This window comes from Martinezella tropici, assembly GCF_003287875.1.
GTDB classification, from domain to species: Bacteria; Pseudomonadota; Alphaproteobacteria; order Rhizobiales; family Rhizobiaceae; genus Rhizobium; species Rhizobium tropici_C.
The window spans coordinates 684942-705170 of sequence record NZ_QMKK01000054.1 but is presented as its reverse complement, the minus strand read 5'-3'; the positions used below and the strand labels follow the sequence as shown (position 1 = coordinate 705170).

Here is a 20229-nt window from a genome sequence, read left to right as displayed (position 1 = left end):
CGGTGCCGTTCTCCTATGCATGTGTCTTTCGGTTTCGGTCCTGCGCGCTCAGGAAGTGCCCAATCTCCCGACGGCGATCGTGTCCGCAGACCAGCCGGCCGGCACGCGGGACATCTACCTGGAAGTATTCATCAACAATACCTCGATGAAGATGATCGGCAATTTCAAACAACGCCCGAATGGCTCGCTTGCGGCAACAGCCGAGGAACTCCGCGAGGTCGGCATAAAACCTCCATCCGATGCCGCCGACAATAGGCTCATTGAACTCGGCGCCCTGCCCGGCCTGTCGTATCAGGTCGACGAGGAAACTCAGCGGCTTTATGTCCAGACGACCGACAAGGGTCGTGCCCCGCACGTCATCGATGTCAAACGGCAGCAGGAAAGCACGATCCCAGCACCCCAGGCAGGCTACGGCGCTGTCCTCAACTATTCCCTCTATGCGAGCTCCAACAGCCTTTTCGAAGGCGATTCAAGCCTGTTCCAAGGCATATCCGGATCGTTCGATGCCCGTCTCTTCAGCCCCTACGGAACGCTCAGCCAATCCTTTCTGGCCGGCTACTCCAACGGCAGCCTCGACGGAATAACCCGCCTCAACACGACGTGGAGCTACTCCGACCCGAAGAACCTCGTTACCTATCGCGCCGGAGACGTAACGACCGGCGGTCTCTCGTGGACGCGGCCGGTCTATTTCGGCGGCATTCAATTCCAGCGCAATTTCGCGCTGCGTTCCGATCTGGTGACCGAGCCGTTGCCTGCGTTTGCGGGTAGCGCCGCCGTCCCTTCGACGCTCGACATCTACACGCAAAACGTCCGTACCTATTCAGGCGAAGTGCCTGCAGGGCCGTTCGAAGTGACCAATCTCCCCGTCTTTTCGGGCGGTGGACAAGCGACCGTGATCTTGCGCGACAGCCTCGGGCGGGAGACGACGCAGACCTTACCCTTCTATGCGTCCAATTGGCTTCTGCGCCACGGTCTGCTGGATTTTTCGGCGGAACTTGGCGTCCCCCGGCGAAACTTCGGCACGGAATCGGACGATTATGACGGCCGGATCATGGGAGTCGCCACGGCACGCTACGGATTGACCGACTGGCTGACGCTGGAGGGGCATTTCGAAGGTGGCACGGAGCTGTTGAATGGCGGTGTCGGAGCCGCCTTTCCTCTCGGCGCCTGGGGCGTGGCATCGATTGCCGGCGCGGGGAGCAAAAGCGGCTCCCGCACGGGGGCGCTTGTGAATGCCTCGTTTGAGCTGAGCTACGACAGGTGGGCGCTCTATGCGCGCATGCAGCGCGCCTTCGACGATTACGACGACATAGCATCCGTTTCCGCCAGGCCGACGGCCAGTACGGCCGGCGAATTCACGATATTCAGCGCCGGCGTGCCGCGCGCCATCGATCAGGTCACCCTCAGCGTGCCGGCGCCGCTGGACCTTTCCAGTCTCAACCTCTCTTATACGAGGCTTGAGAATTCGGACGGAAGCAAGAGCCGGATCGCAGGACTTTCGTATAGCCAGACGTTCAGGCGCGCGACGCTCTACGCCACCGCCTTCACCGACCTCGATGAACGAAGCAATTTCGGCATCTTCGCCGGCCTTTCCATTCCTTTCGGCGACAACATCACAGCGAACACGGGCATTCAAAGTGGACCGAATGGCCTTGACGTGGTTGCCGAGGTTTCCAAGCCGCTGCGGCAGGAGGACGGCAGCGTCGGCTGGCGGCTGCGTACCTCCGAAGGCGAGGATGCCAACCGGGAGGCTGCGATCGGCTATAGGGCCTCATTCGCTGAGTTCGAAGCCGGCGTCCAGCAGCAGAACAACCAGGCACGGGCGGTCGCGCGCATGGACGGCGCCATCGCAGTCGCGGGCGGTGGCGTCTTTGCCACCAACCGGATCGACGATGCCTTTGCCGTCGTCGATGTCGGCGCCCCCGATGTTGAAGTCCAGCAGCAGAACAGGCCTATCGGCAGGACCGGCCAGAGTGGCCGCATTCTGGTGCCGAACCTCAATTCCTATGAACCCAATACCGTTTCCATCGATCCCAAGAATCTTCCCGTCGATGCTGACGTTCCGGCAACCCGGGAAACTGTCGTCCCGGCGGATCGAAGCGGTGTCGTCGTCAAATTCGGCGTAGCACAAGCGCCGCAGGCGGCGCTCGTGACGATCAGAGATAAGAACGGTGCGCTGCTGCAGGCGGGCCTGAGCGGAGCATTGCAGGGATCGGACGAGCCGTTTGTCATCGGCTATGACGGCCAAGCCTATATTCGCGGGCTGCACGCGCGCAACTCGATCGACGTCTCGCTTGAGGACGGGACGAAATGCCACGCCGAGTTCGCTTACAAGCCGCAGCGGGGCGAGCAGGTGGTAATCGATGATGTCCGATGCTTTTAAAAGGGAGGTGAAAGGATGCTGCGTTCGATCACCGTTTTGCTCGCATTATTGCTGCCTTCGCTGTGCCTGGCGCAGAGCTGCAGTTTTACTGCGACCGACATGAATTTCGGTGCTGTCGATACCTTGTCGGGCACCCCGGTCAATTCGACATCTACGATAAGTGTAAGTTGTACAGGGGCGCTCCTGGACCTGGGCAAGCGGCTCCTGATTTGCCCCGATATCGGCGCCGGCAGCGGCGGAGCATCTTCCGCCGCGGCGCGCCAGATGGTGAACGGAACCAGTACTGTGAACTATCAGCTCTATTCCGATAGCGGCCGGAGCGTGGTGTGGGGGGCGAGCAGCTGGTCCTATCCGTCGCGAGCGCCGGCCTATGCGCTGACAATGGCCCTGTTGAATGTTTCGCTGGTCGGCGCAAGCGGCAGCATGACGGTCTATGGAGCAGCACTTGGAACTCCATCGACGGCGGTACCGGGGCCGTATACATCCAGCTTCACATCGACCTCCACCTCTTTCTATTACAGCTATAGTAGCGCCACAACCTGCACCGCCCCCTCGGGAACGGTGGGAACCGCGTCCTTCAGCGTCAATGCGAGCGTTGCCGCCAATTGCCTGGTCAGCGTCCAGAATATCGATTTCGGTAGCCAGGGCGTATTGAGCACCAATGTCGACGCCACCGGTTCCATTACGGCAACCTGCACGCCGGGCACGACCTACACGATTTCCCTGAATGGCGGCACCGCGAACGCCGCGCCGACCGCCAGGAAAATGTCGAAGGGGGCCGAAACGGTGACCTATGGTCTTTACAAGGATACGAACCGGTCGCAGCCCTGGGGCGATGCAAACACCCCGGGAAGCACCGTCGGGGGAAGCGGAACCGGCGCAGGCCAGCTCCTGACAGTCTATGGCCGCGTACCACCACAGACGACGCCGTCTCCTGGGATCTACACCGATACGGTGGTGGTCACGCTCACCTACTGACGCGAAATTCTCAGCCGGTAGACCGTCACGCGGCGTTTTCGACGCCTGGGGCAGCCGGCCCGACTTTCACTGCCGACACGATCGTCTTCTCCTCAAGCGCATCGGAAAAACAGACCCGATTGCGCCCGTTTCGTTTGGCCTGATAAAGGCGCTTGTCGGCAACCACGGCGAGTTTTTCCCAATCTTCGAATGTGCATTGTGCACGCCAGTCGACACCGAAACTGGCCGTGACCGTCAAGCCATGCTCGCCGTCGATGACAGCCTGTGCCAAGGTCTCCCGCAGCCTTTCCGCGGTCGACCGTGCCGATGTTTCACTCACGTCGCAGAGGACGATGATGAATTCCTCGCCGCCATAGCGCGCGAACAGATCATCGGGACGCAGGCATGGCCCTAGAATTTCGGAGACTCTTTGAAGCGCCCGGTCGCCGACGGCATGTCCATATCGATCATTGATCGATTTGAAATGGTCGATGTCGAACATGACGACACTGAAGCCACGGAAACCTGTTTTCTTTGCGGAAAGCAGCCGTCCGACTGCCTCGCCAAGCGCGCGCCGATTGAGGAGTCCGGTCAACGAATCCGTCTGAGAGAGGCGCCTGAGCTCTTCCGTCATCGACTTGCGTTCCATTTCCAGATGCCGCTTGAATCGCTGCTGCTCACGCAGAATATCGAGCCGCTGGAACATTTCGCGCACTTCCCGGCCGGCATGAGGCATTGTCGGTGGCGTCGCGAGGTTGCCCGCGGCAATCTCGTCGATCTGACCTATGGCGGCAAGCATGGGCCTGAAGAGCGAGCGTCGCAGCGTGTAGGCCAACCCGATGACCACCACGATCGCCATCCCCGCCAGCGAGGCGGAGACCAGCATGGCTTTCACAGCGTTCTCCCTAACCCTATCGAACGAAGTCAATGCACTCGTTTCGATGAACTCGCGCAGGATCTCGGTGGACTTCATTCCGGGAACGTAATTTGCCGTGAATTCGGCCGGTGTCGGCGCGTTATCGATGTTCGACTCGAAGGCAACACGCTGGGCATAGGGCAGCGATCCGGCAAAGTAGCTGAGCGTCACCTGATCCAGCAGCCGTGCAACGGCTTGGGATTGCAAGGTGGTGGGCGCATAGGTCTTCAGAAGCGCGTTCACCTCGAAGAGGCTGTTCAATTCGCGGTCGAAGGCGCTGCGATAGTGCGAACGAGCCTGTCCTTGCGAGGTCAGCATCATGACCACATAGGATCCCAGGCGTCCAGCGTGCTCTCTCAGCGTGCCGGCCATCGATGTCAGCATGACTTCGGCGCCGGTCTCCGGTGCCAGAGCAATGATCGATCAGCCCGCAATGTCGCGGTAATCCTGCGCCCGGTCCGCCGCACGAAACATTGCCTGGATCGCCTCTGCGATCTTTGCGCCGCTACGCTCGCTCCGCGGCATGGCGGCCACCGCGTCGACGGCCTGCCTGCCGGATTCCAGCTGCGCCTTGACCGCCATGAACGCGCTGCGCATCTCCGGCGACTGATCTATTTCCATTCGAAAGAGTGTTTCGAGTTCGGCAATGTTCTTGTCGGTCTCATCACGGCTGGCCTTCAAGGCGGCGGCAAATTGCGGCCGCTCGTCTTGCGAAGCGCCCATGAGACTGTTTGCCGGCCCCCGTTCCCTCGAGATCATCGCCGCCGCATGCAGCGCCGCGTGAAAACGGCTGAACTCCGTCACTCCCCGCTTGTAACTGATGTAATCCGACAGGGTAAAGGCAATCGTAGAGCCGGCCATCATCAAGCAAACCATGATAACAGCAACCGCGCCGATCCATTGCAGCTGTTGAATTCTGAGCCGTGACAAGAAATGCTCTCCAAAACTACCTTCTGTTCGACGATTACAACAGATTCATTGGAATCTTCATTTAACGAACAGACTTAAAACTTCTTCATTTTTCGAGAGCGCAGCGACCGCAATAGCCAGCCGGACAGTGTTTGCCTTCACGTCTTTGCGATGACAGCCAGCATCCCACTCGCGGAAGCGATAGGGAAGAATAATGCCGAAAGTGAGGTTTCGTCACATTTTCCCGATTGCCGCGCAGGCGTTGCGGGGCATCTAGTTCTGTACGAAAGCAGGGGGCATGAAATTGACGCGAGCGGAGTAATGCGGCTGGCCGACCACATGCGATATGACAAGCGCATAGACCAGGATCGAACCCAGGACGATGACGATGCCGCTCAGCGGAAAACCCATCTTCGACGTCGCATCCGGTAAAGCTTCGGGCGGATTTATATCAGCATGTTTTTTCGCGGCTGGTCCAACGGCCGGAGAAGGAAGCCGCAGCTCCTTTTCCAGGCGGGCTTGCGCATCAGGATGCTTGCCATATTTGCTCGCGGGCCGCGGTGCGCAGGAAATCAGCCTGTTTGCGCCATCTTTTCGCGTTGTGCTCTATCGCATCGATTGTCCATCCCAAACGGAGTCCTTGAGATAATTAAGGACGATCTGCGGCCCGTGCAGCGTTGGTGCTTGCGTCGGCGATCCTTTCACGCGACACATTTGCCATGAGTGTACCGACAGCCCATCCCTTCGACTTCGATCCGACCTATGGCATGCAGCTCTCGCAGTTGCAGGCCATCGAGACACCGGAAGCCCCGTTCGGCTTCGACGATTTCTGGCTGCAGCGCTACAAAGCCGCCATCGCCGTCGATCCGCAACCGAAACTTCGTCGCAGCAGATTGCGTCACGACAACTGGCATGTTTTCGATATCAGCTATGTGTCGACGGGATCGTTTCAGATCAACGGTTGGCTGCTTATTCCCCGCCATGGTCAGGTGCGCCGCGGGCTCGTCGTCGGACATGGATATGGAGGAAGGGATCAGCCCGAATTCGACTTGCCGCTGGAAGAGGCCGCTGTTCTGTTTCCCTGCAGCCGTGGGCTTTCTTTAAGCGCCCGCCCGCCGATCCCATCGGACGCGTCGGGGCATGTTGTGCACGGCATCGAAAATCGCGACACCTATGTCATCGGCGGCTGCGTCGAAGACATCTGGCTTGCCGTTTCGACCCTGGAGATCCTCTACCCATGGGTTGCCGGCCATATCGGCTATAGCGGCATCAGCTTCGGCGGCGGTATCGGCGCATTGGCGATTCCGTTCGATGCGAGGATCAGACGCGGCCATCTCGTAGTCCCGACTTTCGGGCATCGTCCGCTATGGCTGACCTTGCCGACCGTCGGCAGTGCGCAATCCGTCCAGGCCTATCAGAAGCAACATGGCAGCGTTCTCGAAACCCTGCGTTTCTTCGATGCCGCGATCGCAGCAAGCCGGATCACCGTTCCGATGCTCGTCGCGCCTGCCCTTTTCGATCCGGCCGTTGCGCCGCCCTGCCAGTTCTCCGTCGCAAATGCGCTGCAGAAGTTTAACGAAATCTTCATCCTGGATGCCGGCCACTTCGATTATGCTGGTAGCGAAAAGCAGAACGCAATTCTGCGAGACAAGGTCGGGCGATTTTTCAAGGTGCTATGAACCGCGAATACCTGCGCTGGTACAGCGCGCGGCTGGATCGAGACATGGAGCTGCTGGTGTTCGGTCACGCCGGCGCCAAGGTATTGGTGTTTCCCACGCGCGACGGACGATTTTGGGAATATGAGCAGATCGGCATCGTCGCCAGCCTCGCTGACAAGCTGGTCAGTGGGCACCTTCAGCTCTATTGCATCGAAGGGCTGGCCAGGGAAACCTTCTACGATGCTCATCGTCACCCGGCCGAGCGCATTCGCAGGCATAAAGCGTTCGAGGAATATATCCTGAACGAAGTCCTGCCGCTGATGGCGCAGAAGAACGCGCATGAGTGTACCATCGTCCATGGTTGCAGCCTCGGCGCCTTCCAGGCGGCCAGCCTGGTTTTCCGCCACCCTCACCTCTTCCGCAAGCTGGTCGCCTTTTCCGGCCGCTACGATCTGACGATGACGGTCGAATCCTTCACCGACCTGTTCGACGGTTACTATGATGACGAAATCTATTTTCACACGCCGACACATTTTCTGCCGGGGCTAGCCTGCGATTGGCGATTGGAGAAGCTGCGCCAGATCGAGATCGTCATGACGATCGGAGACGCCGATCCCTTCATCGACAACAACCGCCACCTGAGCCGCCTTCTGGCTGACAAGCAGATCGACCATCGACTGCACGTATGGGATGGGCGCGCTCATCGAGCCGGCGCATGGCGCAGAATGGCGCCGCTTTACATCTGATCAGGCGACCGACGCCGTGAACCCGCGTGTTGCGAACTCGTATCCGTCAGTGGGATATCAGGCAAGTCCGGCCGGGATTGGTCGCAAAGCCTTGCGCGCACCGTAATCCCGCTCGTGAGACTTGCGATGTTGCTGCTCGGAGCTTGCGGAGAACTCAACCAGAATGCGGTCCATCATGCCATCCGGATAGGTTCCGGTGTCGGCGGTCTCGACTTCCGACTGGGCAGTAACAATCTTCAGATTCATCTTTAGTCCTCCGGCTCGGCGCGGAAACCCTTGATTCCAATGTTTGTTCCATTAGGATCTGCATAATTGTTAAAAAATTAACTACGTCCGTTAATCAATTCGGGCGACGCGGTATCGAACTTGAACGGTCGGCCGGATTGGAACATTCTTGCAATCCTGGCATTCAATCTCTGATGGATTGGGGATCTTGATGCATCGATCCAAATCACTTTGGAAACCGCACCGGATGCTGCCAGCGAAACAACCGACATCGATTTCGACTTAAGAGTGGCCGCGGACTCCGTTGGAGCCCGCGTGTTCTTTGCATGCCTTCGATCAATCACTGTCCAATCGACGGATAGACTGGAACGGATCATGGCCATCATCATCACTTCGATCATTCTGGCGCTCATCGGCTTGGCGCTCGGCGGCGGCGGACTTTGGCTCATCCTGCTCGGGGGAAGTTTCTTTTATCTTCTGGCCGGACTCGCCTTTCTCCTGACCGCCATCCTGCTTGCCATGCGCAAGGCGGCCGCCCTTTGGCTCTATGCGATTTTCGTGCTTGCAGCGCTTGCCTGGGCGATATGGGAGGTCGGTTTCGACTGGTGGCAGCTCGGTCCGCGCGGCGGCCTCATCATTCTGATCGGGCTCTGGCTGCTGACACCCTGGATCCGGCGCCCGCTCGGCTTTCGCAGCCTCGACGGGGTTCATTATGGAGCCAATCCATGGCCGCTTGCCATTTCTCTCGTCATCGCCGTCGTCGCTGCAGCCTATTCGATGACGACCGATCCTCACGATCTAGCCGGCGAGTTGCCGACGGCCGTCGTGTCAAATGCCCCGATGGGCGGCAATGTGCCTGATGGCGAATGGCATCAGTATGGCAGAACCTCCTTCGGCCAGCGCTATTCGCCCCTCGATCAGATCAATCCGCAGAATGTCGCCAATCTCAAGGAGGTCTGGCGCTACCAGACCGGCGATCTGAAGCGGCCCGACGATATCGGTGAGACCACCTATCAGGTGACTCCGCTGAAGGTGGGCGACACACTTTTCATTTGTACACCTCACAGCCTGGCGATCGCCATCGGTGCGACGGACGGCAAGGAAAAATGGCGTTACGACGCCAATGCCGGCATGAACCCCAACCGCCAGCATCAAACGTGTCGTGGCGTCTCTTACTACCACGACACGGCCGCCGCAGCCGGAGCGCCTTGCGCCGACCGCGTCTATCTGCCGACCTCGGATGCCCGATTGATCGCGCTCGACGCGGCCAATGGCAAGGTGTGCCCGAGCTTTGCCAATCAGGGCACACTGCATCTGGAAGCTGGCATGAAGTACAATCCGGCCGGCTACTATTATTCGACGTCGCCACCCGTCATCGTTGCCGACAAGATCATCATCGGCGGTGCGGTCAACGACAATTACTCGACGCAGGAGCAATCCGGCGTCATTCGCGCCTTCGATGCCCGGACCGGCACATTGCTCTGGAACTGGGACTCGGGCAATCCGGACCATACAGCCCCCATACCCGCGGGACAGACCTACACCACCAATTCGCCGAACAGCTGGTCGGTTTCCAGTGCCGATGAGGCACTCGGCATGGTCTATGTCCCGCTTGGCAACCAGACGCCCGACCAGCTCGGCATGGGGCGCAGCGAAAACGTCGAACGCTTTTCCTCCTCGGTGGTGGCGCTCGATATCAATACCGGCCAGCTCAAATGGGTGCAGCAATTCGTCCATCATGATCTCTGGGACATGGACGTACCGGCGCAGCCCGTGCTCTTCGATCTGACAAAGGCGGACGGCAGCGTCGTTCCGGCACTGGTCGCCTCGACCAAGCAGGGCGACATCTATGTGCTCGATCGCCGCACGGGCGCGCCGATCATTCCCTTTAAGGAGATTCCTGCGCCGGGCGGCACCATTCCGGAGGATCATGCCTCACCAACACAACCGATCTCGGATCTGACCTTCTCGCCGCCGCCGCTCACGGAAAAGGACATGTGGGGCATCTCGCTGTTCGATCAGCTCGCCTGCCGCATCTCCTTCCATCAGCACCAATATGAAGGCCGTTATACGCCGCCATCGCTGCGCGGCTCCATTATCTTCCCCGGCAATTTCGGCACCTTCAACTGGGGCAGTGTCGCCGTCGATCCCGAACGGCAGATCATGTTCGGCATGCCGACCTATCTGGCCTTCACCTCGCGGCTGGTACCGCGTGCCGAAATCCCGCCCAAAGGCGCCGGCGACAAGGGGAGTGAACAGGGGCTCAACCGAAACGAGGGCTCACCCTATGGCGTCTATATGGGACCGTTCGTCAGCCCGCTCGGCATTCCCTGCCAGGCGCCGCCCTGGGGCTATGTTGCCGGTGTCGACCTGAAGACCGGCAAGATCGCCTACAAGCACAAGAATGGTACCGTCCGTGACATGACGCCCTTGCCGTTGCCCTTCAAGGTCGGCGTTCCCGGTATCGGCGGGCCGATGGTGACTAAGGGCGGAGTGGCGTTCCTGGCCGCCGCCGTGGACGATTATCTGCGAGCCTATGATGTCACCACCGGCAGGCAGCTTTGGCAGGCACGCCTGCCGGCAGGCGGCCAAGCAACGCCGATGACCTATACGGCAAGCGACAACAAGCAATATGTCGTCATGGTGGCTGGAGGGCACGGTTCGGTGGGAACGAAGCCTGGCGACTATGTGATCGGCTATACGCTGCCATAGGCCGATGGTTTTGGTCAGCTTTTCCGGGAGCGGAGCTGGTCCGGTTCGATGCGATCGCCATCGGATTCGGAGGGAGGCTCCCAGCCGAAAACGCTGCGGCCGCCATAGGAGTAAGAGCGGTCGAATTCGCCGGCTACGATCTCCTTGAGATCAGGGCCGGTGACATAGCGTTCCAGCATTCTCGACTGATCATCCAGGCGCTTGAGAGCCGACAATTCCTCGTCGCGACCGAGACGGCCTTTCCTGACCGCCGATTTCATCACGCTGATCGTCTCGTCATAGACTTTCAGCGGCACGGGAAAGGGATGCCGGTCCTTGCCGCCATGCGCGAGGGAAAAGCGCGCCGGATCGGAAAAACGGCAGGGTGCGCCATGCACGACTTCGGCGACCATCGCCAAAGCCTTGACCGTTCTGGCGCCGACGCCGGGCGTCAGCAGCAATTCCTGGAAATCGACCGGACCACGGTCGGCCGCGGCGGCGAGATTTCCGTGCAAACGCCGCATGTTCACATCTTCTTCACGCACGTCATGATGTGCCGGCATGATAAGATAGGGCAGCGTCGGCTGAAGCTCGATTTTATCATTTACTTCAGCTTGTCTCTCCAGCGCATTGAATTCACGAATAATTCCGTCCGGACCTATCGAGGCGAGCAAATCGAGCTGTTCGCTGCGGGAGCGCTCCGCACGCCGATCGGCGAGATTGATGATCTCGCCCTGCTCGCGCCCTTCGATGGCTGCGTGGGGCGAATCCAGAAAGCTCGTGAGGCCCTCGGATAACCAATGATAGCGCCGCGCCTGCCGCCGTTCGCCATTCATGCCCTGCTGGATGACGACCCACTTGCCGTCATCCGCGACGATGAAGCCATGCAGATAGAGATCGAAGCCATCCTGCACGGCTGCACTATCCACTTTTGCGATCAGTCGGCTCTTGGTCGCGAGCGACGCGCCGTCGATGCCGACGCGATCGCCGATCTCAAGCAGTTCGCCCGGCGTCTTTCGGGATTGCGCACCACGGCCGCCGCAGACATGGATGCCGAGCTCGCCCGAAAGCGGCGTCAGGCCGCGCTTCAAGGCACCCAGAACGCTTGTCGTAATCCCCGAGGAATGCCAATCCATGCCCATGACGGCGCCGAAAGACTGGAACCAGAATGGATTGGCAAGGCGCCGAAACAGCTCGTCGCGACCATAATGCTGCACGACCGCCTCGGTAATGACGGCACCCAAGCGCGTCATCCGGTCTCCAAGCCAGCGCGGTACGCGGCCGCCATGCAGGGGAAGATCAGCTTTGCCAGCTCTCTGTGCCAAATCCACGACTCTCGTTCTTTATCGAGACATTGTAGTCCCGGGAGCGGAGATATGCCAATCGCAACGCTTTAGCGATCAGCGGAGGCCGTGCACGTTGGATTGTGATGAGATTAGGCCAATACCGGTGTCGGCGCGAAGTCCTGCATTGCTCCCGAAAACGGCTTGGGCAATGGCGAGGCGTAGGAGCTGCGCTTGCTGGTGGAGAGACCCAAGGACACCAGCGCTTCGGCCTGCTTGACCGCCGCGGCAACACCATCCACGACCGGGACACCGTAGATCGATTGCAGCTCCCTTGCGAGATCCGTCATGCCGGCGCAGCCGAGGACGATTGCCTCCGCCCCATCTTCGGCAAGCGCGCGTTCGATTTCCGCCCGCAACTTTCCGATCGCGCCGGAAGACGAGTCCTCAAGCTCGAGAACGGGAATGTCCGAAGCTCGAACCTTCGCTCGCGCGCCCATGCCGTAGCGCTGGACGAGATTATCGATGAGGATGCGCGAACGTTCGAGTGTCGTCACCACGCTGAAGCGCTGCGCCAGAAAGCCGGCTGTTGCAACGGCAGCTTCGCACAAACCGACAACGGGCACATCGCAAAACATGCGTGCGGCTTCCAGGCCGGTATCGTCGAAGCAGCAGATGATCGCGGCGTCATAGCCTTCAGCCCGCCTCTCCCTCAGTTCACGCAGCATACCGGGTACGGCCAGCGCTCCATCGTAATAGCCCTCGATCGAAGCCGGCCCCATTTGCGAGGTGGCAGCAATGATCTCCGTGCCGGCGCTCGCCACGGCGCGTGCAGCGATCGCCGCCTTCTCCGTCATGGAAACGGTGGTATTCGGATTGATGAGCAGCAGGCGCATGATCTTAGCTTTTCTTGGCTTGGCGGCGGCCGAGCATGGTCATGATCGCAAGCGCCAGCAGGATGATGGTGAAGGAAAAGAGCGTCGTCACCGTTCCGAGCGCATAGAGCACCGGCGTCGTGACATTCGTCGTCATGCCGTAGATCTCGAGTGGCAGGGTGTTGTAGGTGCCTGATGTCATCAGGGTGCGGGCGAACTCGTCATAGGACAGCGTAAAGCCGAACAGGCCGACGCCGATCAGGCTCGGTGCGATCATCGGCAGCACGACATGGCGGAAGGTTTGCCAGGAGCTAGCACCGAGATCTCGGGCAGCTTCCTCATAGGCCGGCGAAAACCGGTTGAAGACCGCAAACATGATCAGCACGCCGAAGGGCAACGTCCAGGTCAGATGCGCGCCGAAGGCGGAGGAATACCAGGCCGGCGCGATGCCCCCCTGTTGGAAGACAACGCCGATCCCGAGCGAAATGATGATGGATGGGACGACGAGGCTGGCGACGGTCGCATAGAACAGGAATGTCGAGCCACGAAACCGGCGGCGAAAGGCTAGCCCTGCCAGCAGCGAGACGACAACGGTCACGATCATGACCATCACGCCAAGGATCAAGGAGCGCTGGAAGGAGGCGCCGAAATCGCCGACCGCTTGCTTCTCGAAGAGATTGGCGAACCAATGCAGCGAGACACCATTCAACGGGAAGGTCAGGCCGCCGTCCGGCCCCTGGAAGGACAGGATGATGACCGCCGAGAGCGGGCCATAGAGAAACAACACGAAAATGGTGAAGAAGATCGCCAGGACGTAGAATTCGAGGCTGCGCTTTTCGCGGTTCATCCTAGAGCTCCTTGCGAATATCGACGATGCGCAGGATGGCGGCGACCATCAGCAGCACGACGATCAGCAGCACGACGGCATTGGCGGCGGCCGCCGGATATTGCAGCAGCGACATCTGGTTCTTCATCATCAGTGCGATGGATGCGCTTTGGCCGCCCGACATGACCTGCACGGTGGAAAAATCAGCCATGACGAGCGTGACGACGAAGATGCTGCCGATCGCCATCCCAGGCTTCGCAAGCGGAATGACCACATTCCACAGCACCTGCCATCCGCTGGCGCCGGCATCGCGCGCGGCTTCGAACAGCGAGCGGTCGATGCGCATCAGCGTATTGAAGATCGGCGTCACCATGAACAGCGTGTAGAGATGCACCATGGCCAGCACGACGGCGAAATCGGAATAAAGCAGCCATTCGATCGGCTGCGGGATGAGGCCCATCTCGATCAGCGTCGAATTGACCAGCCCGTTGCGCCCGAGAACGGGTATCCACGAGATCATGCGGATGATGTTGGACGTCATGAAGGGCACGGTGCAGACGAGGAAAAGGATCATCTGCGTCGAGGTACGGCGGATATGAAAAGCCAGGAAATAGGCGACCCAGAAGCCGATGAAGAGTGTCAGCGCCCAGACAATGGCTGTAAATTTCAATGTGTTGAGGTAGGTTTTCCATGTAACCCACGAACCGAGCGTATCGGTGTAATTCGTGGTCAGGAATGCCGGATAGAGGCCGGCGAAATCATAATCCCAGAAACTGACGATGCCGATCATGGCGATCGGCAACAGGAAGAAGAAGCCGAGAATGAGAAACAGCGGCGTTGCCTGCAGATAGGCAACCGCCCAGCCGGGCACGGCTAAACCGCGTCTGGCCTTCTGAGTTTCCTGCTCCGCATCCGAGGAAGCGATTGTCGCCATATTCCGGCTTCTCCATTGATAGGATCCTCTCCCCGCCTTGAAGCGGGGAGAGGAGATGACGGCTATGCAGCTTAGGCAGCGATGAACTCGTTCCAGCGGCGGACCATGTAGCGGTCCTCGTCCATGACCGAGTTCCAGCAGGCGACCGCGCCCATGCGGGTTTCGAAGGAACCGCCGTCGCGGACGGCGCCGGCCTTCTCCATCACCTTGCCTTCCGGAGACAGGATATCGCCCTGCGCCGGCTTGCCTTCGATCCAGTAGCCCCATTCGTCGGCCGACATGAACTGCTTTGCAGTTTCCATGCAGGCGGAATAGTAGCCTTGGCGGTTGAGATAGCCGCCGACCCAGCCGGACGTATACCAGTTGATATACTCATAAGCCGCGTCGAGCTGTGCGCCCTTGAGATGCGAGGCAAGGCCGAGACCGCCGCCCCAGGCGCGATAGCCTTCCTTGAGCGGCTGGAAGGTGCAGGCGATGCCCTTGGAGCGGACGGCGGCAACCGCCGGCGACCACATGGACTGGATGACCACTTCGCCCGAAGCCATCAGGTTGACGCTTTCGTCGAAGGATTTCCAGAAGGCACGGAATTGGCCGTCGCCCTTGGTCTTGATCAGGAACTCGATGGTCTTGTCGATTTCCGCCTTCGTCATGTTGCCCTTGTCGGCATATTTGATCTTGCCGGCGGCTTCCATGATCATCGCGGCATCCATGATGCCGATCGACGGGATGTTGAGGATCGCGGTCTTGCCCTTGAAGGCGGGATCGAGAATATCGGCCCAGCTGTTGATCGGACGGCCGGTGAGATCGGGACGAATGCCGAGCGTATCGGCGTTGTAGATGGTCGGGACCATCGTCATCCACTGCGTCGGCTCCTTGGCGAACTTGCGGGAGGCCTGTCCCTCGACGAAGCCGACCGTGTGCGGCGCCGTGCCCTGTGCAATCACGCTATCGGGCTTCAGCTTGCCATTGATGAACAGTGGCACGATCTTGTCGTAATATTTCAGCTTCTTGACGTCCATCGGCTGCAAGACGCCGGTCGGGAACACCTTCTTGGCGATCCAGTATTCGATGTCGGCGATATCGTAGCTGTTCGGCTGCGTCACGGCGCGCTGGGCGGCGGCATCGGAATCGGTCGCGGTCATCTCGAGCGTGATGCCGAGATCGGCCTTGCACTTCTCCGCAATGGCATTGATGTTCGAAACGCCGGTGCCGAACTGGCGCAGCGTGATGTTCGATTGCGCCCAGATGGTCGGAAAGCCGGTGATGGCACCGGAGCCGGCCATGGCGCCGAGCGCGGCCGCGCCGGTCTTCAGTAGCGAGCGGCGGGAAATGCCTTTCGTCGTCTTGGTAGTCTTGGTTTCAGTTGTCATGTCAGTTCCCCTTTTTTGATGCTTCGGATTTTCATGCGGACATACGGCCGAGAAGGATCGCGTCCTCCTGGGCCCAGCTCAATGAGACGGCGTCGCCGACCGTTATGGATTTGGCGGCGTCATCGTCATTGCTTGCGATCACTGTGAAATCGTCGCTTCCCGCACCGATAACGGTGATCTTCAGCGTCGCACCGCGATATTCGACATTGGAGACCACGCCGTTGAAGCCGAGGCCTTTACCATCAGCCTGCGAAAGCCGGACACGATCGGTGCGGATGGCGATATCCACGGCTTCGCCGGCCTGGCGTCCCGTTCCTCTCACGGAAAAGCCCTGCCCTTCGGGCACGGCCATGGTGATGAGGCCGTCTTCGCTCGCGGTTACCCGCCCCGACAGGACGTTGTGGTCACCCATGAAGCGGGCGACGAAGGCCGTTGCGGGGTGCTCAAAGACCTCCCGTGGCGAGGCGGCCTGCTCGATCCGCCCGTCATTCATGATGACCATGATATCGGCGAGCGCCATCGCCTCTTCCTGGCTGTGCGTGACATGGACGAAGGTGATGCCCAATGTCTTCTGCAGCTTCTTCAGTTCGGCGCGCATGCGGATCTTCAGGAATGGGTCGAGCGCCGACAGCGGCTCGTCCAGCAGCAGCGCTTCCGGATCGGTGATCAGCGCGCGTGCCAGCGCGACACGCTGCTGCTGGCCGCCTGAAAGCTGTGCCGGGCGCCGGGTCGCATAGGCTTCCATCTGCATAAGCTTCAGCATTTCGAGCGCCTTGGTCCGACGCTCATCCTTTGCGACACCCTTCATCTTCAGGCTGAAAGCCACGTTGTCGATGAGGTCCAGATGAGGAAACAGCGCGTAAGACTGGAACATCATCGCCGTGCCGCGCCTGGCGGGCGGGAAGTCCGTCACGACGGTGTTTCCAAGGCGGATGTCGCCGGAGGAAATGCCTTCGTGGCCCGCGATCATGCGCAGCGTCGAGGTCTTGCCGCAGCCGGACGGCCCCAGGAAGCAACAATAGGAGCCAGCCGGGATTTTCAGGCTGATCGCATGAACGGCCGTGGTCGCCCCGTAGACCTTCGAAACGGACACTATATCGATCTCTGCCGCTTTCGACATCATCTTCCCCTTTGGTTTGGGAAAGACACTGCATCAATCGTGCCAGTTTCGCTGCGATGCGCTAAATTACTGAAATATTTGTCTTATTCTGAGAGGAATGGTATTCTGCCTTTCTTGAGGCAGTTCGGTGTCTGCTCATCAAATAGGCTATTGTGCTCGATTTGTGCAAATTATTGTATACAATTTAGCATCGTCTTTGCATAAGATTTCATTTAACTTCGGGCCGAAACAAGTTATCATTTTTGGCGACCATTCAGGTAGGCGATTATGGATTCTTCAGCAGACGGGCTTCTGACGCCCATCGACTCCACGGAGACGGGCGCACAGCAAATCCGCGACGCCATTCGTGACGCGATCGTCGAGCGCAGGCTGGCACCCGGTACGAAGCTCTCCGAAAGTGATGTTGGCGGCCTATTCAATGTCAGCCGCACTCTGGCGCGCGCCGCCTTGCAGGCGCTTTCCTATGAGGGGCTCGTCAGCGTTGAAAAGAACAGAGGCGCTTTCGTCGCCTATCCATCGCCCGAGGAAGCCAAGCAGATATTCGCCGCGCGCCGCCTGGTGGAGCCGGGCATATTGAAATCGGCGGCCGAGCGGATTACCCCGGTTCAACTCAGGCAGCTGAGACAGCTTCTCCTGGAAGAAGGCCGCCTGATGGGCGAGCGCGGCCAATCCGCACGCCGCGCCGAGATCAAGGCTTCGGGCGATTTTCATCTGATGGTGGCGGCCATTTCCGGCAATCTTATCATGCAGCGTTTCATGGAGGAGCTTGTCGCCCGCTCGTCATTGGTAATTGCGCTCTACGGACAGTCGAGCGCCTCCAGCTGTGGCCATTCCGAGCACGGTGACATCATCACCGCTCTGGAGCAGAAGGATATCGACACGGCCTGCGATCTGATGCTTCATCACATCGCGCATATCGAGGCGGATCTCGATCTGCGCGAGCGCAAAAGCTTCGGGCTGAAAGAAGCGTTCGAGCGGTGAGACCGCCGTCTTGCAGGCAGTTGCGCTCGGATCGCTGTCTATCGGTTGAAGGGGGAAAGTTGAGTATGACGGAAATCCTCTTTGCCGAGGCCAAGCTCGCTAATGGCTACCCCACTGCAATGAGCGAGGCAGCTTCATGCTCGATCTGGTGATTTCGAATGTCCGTATCGCCGGGCGGGACGGTTGCTACGATATCGGTCTCAGGGATGGCAGGATTGCCGCGATCGAACATGAGTTGACTGTGGATGCGCCGCGTCACGATATGTGCGGCTGCTTCGCCTTCGGCGGCTTTGTCGACAGCCACATCCATCTCGACAAGGCCTGCATTCTCGACCGCTGCTTCATATGCGAAGGCACGCTGGAAGAGGCCGTCCGCGAGACCGCCAAGGCAAAAGCCGCCTTCACGGTCGAGGACGTCCATGCGCGCGCCGCCCGGGTGGTCGAAAATGCGATCGTCAATGGCACCACGGCGATGCGGACTTTCGTCGAGATCGATCCACGCGCGGCTTATCGGTCATTCGAGGCAATCAAGCAAATCAAGCGCGCCTATGCCTGGGCGATCGATATCCAGATTTGCGCCTTCGCGCAGGAAGGCCTGACCAACGAGGCCGAAACAGAGGGCATGCTGGATCAGGCGCTCCGCGACGGAGCGGATCTCGTCGGCGGCTGCCCTTATACCGATCCCGATCCCCCAGCTCATATCAGCCGGATTTTCGATCTGGCGGAACGTCATGATGTCGACGTCGATTTCCATATCGATTTCGATCTCAACCCATCGGGTTCCGCAATCCCCGCCGTGCTGGCGGAAACGAAGCGGCGGAACTATGGCGGCCGCGTTTCCATCGGCCATGTCACCAAGCTTGCGGCCATGTCGTCCTTCGAAGCCGGCGAGATTGCGAAGCGTCTTGCCGATGCCGGAATCGCGGTGACGGTTCTGCCGGCAACCGATCTCTTCCTGCTTGGCCGGGACAGCGATCATCTTGTCCCGCGCGGCCTTGCCCCGGCGATGCTGCTGACAGGCAATGGGGTTACCGTGACGGTGGCGACAAACAATGTCCTCAATCCGTTCACCCCCTTTGGCGATGCTTCCCTTGCCCGCATGGCCAATTTCTTCGCCAATACAGCGCAGCTGTCGAGGGATGAAGACATCGCCGCGGCATTTGACATGGTCACCATCAATGCCGCGCGAGTGATGGGACGCGACTATGACCTCAAGCTAGGTGTGCAGGCGGATATCGTGGTGGTGGATGCTGCCGATCCGTTGTCGCTGGTTCGTGAAATCCGGCACCCGATTGCCGGCTGGAAGAACGGCAGGCAGACTTTCATGCGCCCACGGGCACGCCTGCTCACACCGGAAGGCTGAAGAGCATGATGCCGAAAGTGTAAGCGGCTTTCGGACAACGTCATGCTTCATCGATCGAAGGCCGATCGCGTCGCGATGCGCCTATCGCTTCAATTCGCGCTCGAATTTTTCGATCTGCTGAAGAACCCACGGATCATCGGCGGAATGTTGAGTTACGTCCTGCTGCAGCCGCGTTTGGCGGCGGCGCAGGATCCAGTCGACGAAAGCGCGAAGCAGCCGCATGCCTATATCCAAGCTCATTTCAATATCTGCGAGGCCCGGCCACCAGGCCCGAAAGCCAATCGGAAGCCGAGCCTCGACAACCGCAAGGCGTTGCGGCCATTGCCTTTCTGCCCGCGCGAAAATGAACGCCAGCTGAACAATGTTGCACGGTAAAATGGTTTACACTTATGTTTCTCGTTAGAGGCAAGTACCCTCTTCCGTGAGTTCGACGGCGTTTACTTCAGAGGAATTGCCGGGATTGATTGCCGATATTTTCCACCAGCTTTCAGGTGTGATTCACGAATGAAAAGCTTTTTTACGCAAGCGTACCGTTATCGGCAAAACTGACCTAGCCGGGAGAGAAGACGACCGTTAGACAATGCCGCGTCGCTTCCGATTTCCCCGGAGCGGCACAAGCTTAGCCTCGCCTGTGCGGGGCTTTTTTCTTTTCGGCCTATGCCTTTCTGCGCCGCGGCTCGCCGCCTGGTGCATAGATCGTGTCCTGCTCGAAAGGAAACACCGAGCCGCACCGGCAGCGGACCATATGCTTGCGCGGATCGGTCGATGGCCGCTCCGTGGAAAAGCCGCGCGGCATCTCGTCTATCTTGAAATCGCGGCTCGTCGCCCGACGATCGTCAGTTTCGGAAACTTCGGCGAAGCCGGTGTGATCGCATTTCGCGCATTCCAGCTTTCGTGAATATCGATCTCTTGCGGCCATTCTCTTCCAGCCCGGGACTCACAACACGTTCCTTCTATCAGCGCTATCGGTGCTCTTGAAGGCCGCAAACAAC

General features: G+C 59.5%; 19 protein-coding genes. 8 read left to right on the top strand and 11 right to left on the bottom strand.

The annotated features are described in order from the left end of the window. The first annotated feature begins 19 nt into the window (after positions 1–19). Together DQ393_RS28570 and DQ393_RS28565 are read left to right on the top strand one after the other, a co-directional pair. A complete protein-coding gene (locus DQ393_RS28570; RefSeq protein ID WP_112345034.1) occupies positions 20–2383 on the top strand; it encodes a fimbria/pilus outer membrane usher protein in 2364 nt (787 codons plus the stop codon). 15 nt (positions 2384–2398) lie between these two features. Then, positions 2399–3361 carry a Csu type fimbrial protein gene (locus tag DQ393_RS28565; protein WP_112345033.1) on the top strand — a complete coding sequence of 321 codons (963 nt, stop codon included), beginning with the start codon at positions 2399–2401 and terminating at the stop codon, positions 3359–3361. Between the two features lie 25 nt (positions 3362–3386). Here DQ393_RS28565 and DQ393_RS28560 read toward each other — a convergent pair whose 3' ends face one another. From DQ393_RS28560 to DQ393_RS33595, 3 genes are all read right to left on the bottom strand, one after another. Next, a complete protein-coding gene (locus tag DQ393_RS28560) occupies positions 3387–4640 on the bottom strand; it encodes a diguanylate cyclase (protein WP_112345032.1) in 1254 nt (417 codons plus the stop codon). A 39-nt stretch (positions 4641–4679) separates the two neighbouring features. Beyond that, positions 4680–5186, bottom strand: coding sequence for a hypothetical protein (locus DQ393_RS28555; protein WP_112345031.1), 507 nt, complete (start codon positions 5184–5186; stop codon positions 4680–4682). A 252-nt stretch (positions 5187–5438) separates the two neighbouring features. Then, entirely contained in the window at positions 5439–5576 is a 138-nt protein-coding gene (locus DQ393_RS33595) for a hypothetical protein (RefSeq protein WP_162736997.1), read from the bottom strand. A 308-nt stretch (positions 5577–5884) separates the two neighbouring features. Here DQ393_RS33595 and DQ393_RS28550 point away from each other — a divergent pair, with 308 nt between their 5' ends. Then, positions 5885–6844: an acetylxylan esterase gene (locus tag DQ393_RS28550; RefSeq protein ID WP_112345220.1), complete on the top strand. Its 960-nt coding sequence runs from the start codon at positions 5885–5887 to the stop codon at positions 6842–6844. Then, positions 6841–7569, top strand: a complete 729-nt coding sequence (locus DQ393_RS28545; RefSeq protein WP_112345030.1) for an esterase family protein — start codon at positions 6841–6843, stop codon at positions 7567–7569. The genes DQ393_RS28550 and DQ393_RS28545 overlap by 4 nt, the downstream gene beginning before the upstream one ends. Positions 7570–7626: 57 nt before the next feature. Here DQ393_RS28545 and DQ393_RS28540 read toward each other — a convergent pair whose 3' ends face one another. Further along, positions 7627–7815, bottom strand: a complete 189-nt coding sequence (locus DQ393_RS28540) for a hypothetical protein (protein ID WP_112345029.1) — start codon at positions 7813–7815, stop codon at positions 7627–7629. Between the two features lie 354 nt (positions 7816–8169). Here DQ393_RS28540 and DQ393_RS28535 point away from each other — a divergent pair, with 354 nt between their 5' ends. After that, complete coding sequence (locus tag DQ393_RS28535) at positions 8170–10506, top strand: glucose/quinate/shikimate family membrane-bound PQQ-dependent dehydrogenase (RefSeq protein WP_112345028.1); 2337 nt, start codon at positions 8170–8172, stop codon at positions 10504–10506. A 14-nt stretch (positions 10507–10520) separates the two neighbouring features. Here DQ393_RS28535 and DQ393_RS28530 read toward each other — a convergent pair whose 3' ends face one another. The 6 genes from DQ393_RS28530 to DQ393_RS28505 form a co-directional block, all read right to left on the bottom strand. Further along, positions 10521–11810 (bottom strand): DUF763 domain-containing protein, encoded by a 1290-nt coding sequence (locus DQ393_RS28530; RefSeq protein WP_112345027.1) that lies wholly within the window; start codon positions 11808–11810, stop codon positions 10521–10523. A gap of 110 nt (positions 11811–11920) precedes the next feature. Next, positions 11921–12664 (bottom strand): aspartate/glutamate racemase family protein, encoded by a 744-nt coding sequence (locus tag DQ393_RS28525; RefSeq protein ID WP_112345026.1) that lies wholly within the window; start codon positions 12662–12664, stop codon positions 11921–11923. A 4-nt stretch (positions 12665–12668) separates the two neighbouring features. Then, a complete protein-coding gene (locus DQ393_RS28520) occupies positions 12669–13490 on the bottom strand; it encodes an ABC transporter permease (protein ID WP_112345025.1) in 822 nt (273 codons plus the stop codon). Between the two features lies 1 nt (position 13491). Beyond that, on the bottom strand, positions 13492–14403 hold the full coding sequence (locus DQ393_RS28515) for an ABC transporter permease (RefSeq protein WP_112345024.1): 912 nt from the start codon (positions 14401–14403) through the stop codon (positions 13492–13494). Between the two features lie 71 nt (positions 14404–14474). Continuing rightward, positions 14475–15773 (bottom strand): ABC transporter substrate-binding protein, encoded by a 1299-nt coding sequence (locus DQ393_RS28510; protein ID WP_112345023.1) that lies wholly within the window; start codon positions 15771–15773, stop codon positions 14475–14477. Between the two features lie 31 nt (positions 15774–15804). Then, positions 15805–16893 (bottom strand): ABC transporter ATP-binding protein, encoded by a 1089-nt coding sequence (locus DQ393_RS28505; RefSeq protein WP_112345022.1) that lies wholly within the window; start codon positions 16891–16893, stop codon positions 15805–15807. Positions 16894–17160: 267 nt separating this feature from the next. On the opposite strand from DQ393_RS28505, the gene DQ393_RS28500 reads away from it, so the two are divergent. The 3 genes from DQ393_RS28500 to DQ393_RS33590 all read left to right on the top strand — a co-directional run bounded on the left by DQ393_RS28500 (position 17161) and on the right by DQ393_RS33590 (position 19612). After that, entirely contained in the window at positions 17161–17874 is a 714-nt protein-coding gene (locus tag DQ393_RS28500; RefSeq protein ID WP_112345021.1) for a GntR family transcriptional regulator, read from the top strand. A 136-nt stretch (positions 17875–18010) separates the two neighbouring features. Next, positions 18011–19237: an amidohydrolase family protein gene (locus tag DQ393_RS28495; RefSeq protein WP_112345020.1), complete on the top strand. Its 1227-nt coding sequence runs from the start codon at positions 18011–18013 to the stop codon at positions 19235–19237. A gap of 42 nt (positions 19238–19279) precedes the next feature. Beyond that, complete coding sequence (locus DQ393_RS33590; RefSeq protein WP_162736996.1) at positions 19280–19612, top strand: hypothetical protein; 333 nt, start codon at positions 19280–19282, stop codon at positions 19610–19612. Between the two features lie 280 nt (positions 19613–19892). Here the strand turns inward: DQ393_RS33590 and DQ393_RS33925 are convergent, their stop codons facing one another. Further along, a complete protein-coding gene (locus tag DQ393_RS33925; RefSeq protein ID WP_112345019.1) occupies positions 19893–20156 on the bottom strand; it encodes a hypothetical protein in 264 nt (87 codons plus the stop codon). Positions 20157–20229: the final 73 nt, after the last annotated feature.